Below are 5,309 nucleotides of genomic sequence, written 5' to 3'. Positions count from 1 at the left end.
GGTGGTTTAATGATTCGCGACTACGTCGCGAACCAGTCTAAAGACAATAACAAAATGGATGCCCCCTGTAAAATACAGGGAAGCATCCATGTGTTTAGATTACTATTTATCACTCTTTAGTTTTGACTGAATAATCTGCTCTACCATAAGCGCTGTACCCATAGTTAACGCTATAGGGAACAACATTTCTACAGAAAATCTTGAAAGCTCAAGCATAAATACACATGAGGTCATAGGCATTTTTTGTGCAAGTCCTAAAAATGCTACGGCACCGATAAAGGCAGCCATCCCCAATGATATAGGAGCCACGGCAATAGACCAAAAAGTACCAAATACTATGGCTAACGTACTGCCCAACATCATAGATGGAGTAATACGACCACCATACGCACCTGCTGCTAATGCGAGTAATACTGCTGCCCACTTAGAACCAAATAATCCTAATGCATAAGTCCATGTAATATCATTGGTAAAGGTTAATTCGTTCCCGGCCTTACCATTCCCAAGTATTTCAGGAAAATACATAGCTAACGCACCAATAAGTGTAAAGGCTACGATAGAAATGGGAATCATAACAGGACTGCTGCGATGAATAGATGGTAGCTTACCTTGAGTAATATTAAATAGAACCACACCTAACGCAACAATAGCGCCTAAGGCAATAGAGAATTCTACATAGTGACTGCCCAAGCTAGGTTGAGCCATTGTATATTGAATGACATCCCCTACACCGGCTTGTCGAGTTACAAAAGTTGCTAATCCACAGCAAATAAGTGCAGCACTCATGGCGCGTATATTCCAAGTAAGGAGCAAGGTTTCTAACGTAAAGATTGCCGCCGATAATGGTGAATTATAAACTGCTGCCAAGCCAGCACCTGCAGCACAAGCAATCAATAATTGGCGATCTTCTTGTTTTATGTCAAAGTGCTTAACTAAAAAAGTTGTAATCCCCGCACTTGCTTCACGAGGGGCTACTTCTCGCCCTAAAGGTGAACCTATAGCTACCGTAATAATTTGTAAGGTTGCATGTAAAACAGTAGTTATTGGATTCATCTCCATCTTACCGGAAACGGCAGTTTTAATATCTACAACACCTTTACCATATCGGTGAATAAGGAACCAGCCTACACCACCTATGAGACCACAAATAATGAGTGGTATCAATCGTTCTACTGGGGATACTCGCGCTACAGCAGCACCAAAACTCATATGATCTGCAGAAGAATAATTATATACAAAATGCTGAATACTATGCATTAAATGTGTATAAGAAGCTCCCACTAATCCCGCTATAAATCCAACGATAATTATGAGGCCTATTAAACGTTTATCAAATGCCATACTTACTCCATTGCTAATACGACTTCGCCTGTTTCTAATGTTTTCTTAACATCTATAATACGTTGATTAGATGACCCTCTAAATCGCAATGCTGGATCTTTTAGTTCATCTACAAAGCGACCGTCTACGAGAATATCAATTTCATGTAATAAAGCGCTTCTCAACTCATCTTCTAAGATATCATCTATTGTATAACCTGAATAGGCCCAAATTTTCTTGTCTGGCGCCGCCGCACGGACTGCCCGCACCACCGGCAATAAACCTTGTACATTTTGGAACGGTTCCCCACCTAACAAGGTTAAACCTGAGCATGTTGGACTTTTCACATAGGATACAACTAAATCAGTTTCAGATTGAGTCCACTCCTTACCGGCATTAAAATCCTGGTATTCTTCATTAAAACAGTTATAACAACAATGTGTACAACCGGTTACGAATATAGATGTACGAATACCTTCTCCATTGGCAATATCATATTGTCTTATTTGCCCATATCTCATAATTACCTCCATAGTAGTGGTAATCAACTTTGACTAACACTATATAGATATATTTCTATTTCTTACAAACGCAGTAAAAGCTGTGCCTTAAGCACAGCTTTTACCATGTATTTATAGTAACTATAATTCTAATAATTTTAAATGTGCATTACACGATCTTTGATTTCTTTCGTACGACCTTCGTTCCAGAAGTTTTCACCTAAATAACCACAAGTACGACGAATAACGGTTAATTTATCACGATTTGTATTATGGCAACGAGGACATTCCCATTCATTATTTTCATTGACCTTAATTTCTCCATCAAAACCACATTCGTGACAGTAGTCAGACTTGGTATTGAACTCAGCATATGAAATATGATCATAAATATATTGAATCATAGTCAAAACAGCTGGAATATTGTTAGACATGTTTGGAATTTCCGCATAGGAAATACAGCCACCTGTAGATTTCTTTTGGAACTCAGATTCAAAGGCAAATTTATCAAATACATTAATCTCTTCACGAACATTTACGTGATAGCTATTAGTGTAATAGCCTTTATCAGTAATATCTTCAATTACACCAAAGCGAGCACGGTCTAATGAAGAGAATCGATTGGTTAAGCTTTCAGCAGGTGTACCGTATAAACCAAAACCAAGATTATGTTTATCATGCCATAGATTAATAGCGTCATTTAAACGATCCATAATCTTCATAGCAAATACACGGCCTTTTTCACCTGTATTAGACTCACCAGTAATCAATCGTGTGGCTTCATAAATGCCGATGTAGCCAAGAGAAATCGTCGCATAACCACCAGTAAGGAAACGACCGATTTTTTCTCCTTTTTTTAGGCGCGCAATAGCACCATGCTGCCAATGAATTGGAGATACATCACTAACTACATCCTTCAATAAGTTATAACGTAATAGTAATGCTTTTTCAGCTAACTCAAGGCGTTTATCTAAAATTTCAAAGAATTTTTCTTCGCTACCACGAGCTAAGATACCAATTTGAGGTAAGTTCAAACTTACAACGCCCATATTAAAGCGACCATCAAATTTATAATTCCCCTTTTCATCCTTCCAAGGAGATAAGAAAGAGCGGCATCCCATTGGGCTAAATACATTACCTTCATAGTTTTCCTTCATCTTCTTAGCAGAGATGTAATCTGGGTACATGCGTTTAGCAGTGCATTGTGCAGCCAGCTCAGTCAAGTAATAATATGGACTATCAGGTGTTACATTATGTTCATCAAGTACATAAATCAATTTAGGGAATGCCGGCGTAATATATACATCAGCTTCATTTTTTACACCTTTAATACGTTGACGTAAAATCTCTTCTGTAATGAGAGCAGCTTCTTTAGCATATTCATAATCAGGTTTGAAATACATAAACAATGTAACAAATGGAGATTGACCATTTGTAGTCATCAATGTATTAATTTGATACTGGATAGTTTGAATACCATCCTTAACCTCTTTGCGCGTACGTTTCCATGCGATTTCACGAGCCTTTTCCATATTTGGCTCCATACCGTAAATCTCAACTTGTTCTTCAATAACATTGTTAAGAATTTTTTCGTAAGACTTACGTACAAATGGCGCCAAGATGCGATCAATGCCATTAATGCTTTGACCACCATATTGACCAGATGCAACTTGAGCAATGATTTGCGTTGTTACTGTACATGCAACTTGGAAGGATTTAGGTGTATCAATTTTCTTACCATTGATTACCGTACCATTTGTAAGCATATCTTCCAAATTGATTAAACAACAGTTAAACATAGGCTGGATAATGTAATCCATATCATGGAAGTGGATTGCACCACTATCATGGGCCTCTAAAATATCTGTAGGGATTAATTTACGGCGAGCAATATCCTTAGATACTTCACCGGCAATTAAATCACGTTGTGTAGATACAATTGCAGCATCCTTATTAGAGTTTTCATCGAGAACGCTAACATTACTACGATCTAATAAACCGATTACATCATCATCTGTAGTATTTTGACGACGTTTAAAAGCTTGAACAGCTTTGTAACCTTCATAGGCACGTGCCGTTGCAGGATTATGATACTCAATCAACTTGTAGTACACTTGATCTTCAATAGCATAAATTGTCATGTCCTTTTGGAGCTTTGTAGCATATTCTTCTATTTCATCAGCAATACGCTGTGCCAACCCCTCTTCGTACAACCCTGTACTGCTATGCTCGGCTTTTTCTATAGCCAAAGCAATTTTGTTTTTGTCGAAAGGTACCTTTGTACCATCCCGTTTAATGACCTGCAACATATTGGCAACCTCCCCATTTTGTTACCGCTGAAATATATGTTATGACAAAGAAAAAAGTATGGTATACCATACTTTTATAAATTTATATGTAAAAACGTAAAGAATTATTAGTAAACTCTCTATTTTTACCGCTAACTCAGTATACTATATATGGTGGTTGTTTTCAAGAACAAATACTATATAAAGTAAAAATAGGCTCTTTCAGCCATGCTAATATAGCATGAATAAAAGAACCTATTTAAATTATAATGTAAACCCAAATAGACGAGTCAAGAAGTTAGATTTTTGACCTACCCAACTAGGAGGAACAGTAGGATAGAATGTGCGATCAGCTAAAAGATCGCGCTCATTGAGATGAATATTTGGCAACAAATCTTTTTTGTATGTACTGTCTAATTTAGAAATAGCTTCTACATACCCTTGATGCGCTTGTACATCACTTTCATTGCAATAACCAGTACCAAAGAAATGAATTAATCCATTACGATATAATTCGATTGCTCTATGATAATTAGCATTACTATGATTAAAGGATGCCATGTTACATTGAATCAAAATCCCTTTATCTACCCATTCCAATAACTGTTCTGGCTTTGTAAATAATTGGCGATGCGTTTCTACTTCACTAATAATAGGAACAATGTCCATATCTAGTAAGCTTAGCAACCATGCATTAATATGGTGAACTTTACTATTTTCAGGTAATGCTACTAACATAAAATGGCTATTACCCAACAGATACTGATTGCGATGAGCAACGATATATTCAACCATTTCATCACAAAGTAAAACGCGAGCACCACTGTGAATAGTAACATCCACTTGTTGCTCCCCTACTGCAAGTTTTACATCATTCAATGTTGTTTCCATTTCATCCCATGTATTCATATCCATAGATACTGTTACATCAGGTGTACTAAAAATATCTGTAATTCCTTGTTCAGCCAAGGATTTTATCATTTTTACTGATTCTGCCATTGTTTGTGGCCCTTGAGGCCCTAACACAGCTGGCAAAATGCAACCATGTAAGTCAACCACGCGATTCATATTCTTTCCCTTCTACTTACGATAATCCTTTACAGAATTCGTCCCCTTTATAAAATTCATGTTCTTCTCATTTTCTTTTCATTTTCTATTCATGATTATATCAAGGTAAAAGTAGCTTGTATAGTGGTTTTTA

General features: G+C 36.9%; 4 protein-coding genes. All 4 read right to left on the bottom strand.

From position 1 onward, the window contains the following. Positions 1 to 102: 102 nt before the first annotated feature. Entirely contained in the window at positions 103 to 1,341 is a 1,239-nt protein-coding gene (locus tag QZ548_RS07780) for a chloride channel protein (RefSeq protein ID WP_295869507.1), read from the bottom strand. Between the two features lie 2 nt (positions 1,342 to 1,343). Next, positions 1,344 to 1,841: an anaerobic ribonucleoside-triphosphate reductase activating protein gene (gene nrdG, locus QZ548_RS07775; RefSeq protein ID WP_295869506.1), complete on the bottom strand. Its 498-nt coding sequence runs from the start codon at positions 1,839 to 1,841 to the stop codon at positions 1,344 to 1,346. 137 nt (positions 1,842 to 1,978) lie between these two features. Further along, complete coding sequence (nrdD, locus tag QZ548_RS07770) at positions 1,979 to 4,129, bottom strand: anaerobic ribonucleoside-triphosphate reductase (protein WP_295869504.1); 2,151 nt, start codon at positions 4,127 to 4,129, stop codon at positions 1,979 to 1,981. A 243-nt stretch (positions 4,130 to 4,372) separates the two neighbouring features. After that, positions 4,373 to 5,176: a CpsB/CapC family capsule biosynthesis tyrosine phosphatase gene (locus tag QZ548_RS07765; RefSeq protein ID WP_295869500.1), complete on the bottom strand. Its 804-nt coding sequence runs from the start codon at positions 5,174 to 5,176 to the stop codon at positions 4,373 to 4,375. Positions 5,177 to 5,309 lie beyond the last annotated feature (133 nt).

Source organism: uncultured Veillonella sp., assembly GCF_915069625.1.
Taxonomy (GTDB): Bacteria; Bacillota; Negativicutes; order Veillonellales; family Veillonellaceae; genus Veillonella.
This window is presented reverse-complemented; position numbering and strand designations above follow the sequence as displayed.

Bases quoted from the DNA above. Each gene is read 5' to 3' on its own strand.
- QZ548_RS07780 (WP_295869507.1), bottom strand. From the start codon at position 1,341: ATGGCATTTGATAAACGTTTAATAGGCCTCATAATTATCGTTGGATTT.
- nrdG (WP_295869506.1), bottom strand. From the start codon at position 1,841: ATGAGATATGGGCAAATAAGACAATATGATATTGCCAATGGAGAAGGT.
- nrdD (WP_295869504.1), bottom strand. From the start codon at position 4,129: ATGTTGCAGGTCATTAAACGGGATGGTACAAAGGTACCTTTCGACAAA.
- QZ548_RS07765 (WP_295869500.1), bottom strand. From the start codon at position 5,176: ATGAATCGCGTGGTTGACTTACATGGTTGCATTTTGCCAGCTGTGTTA.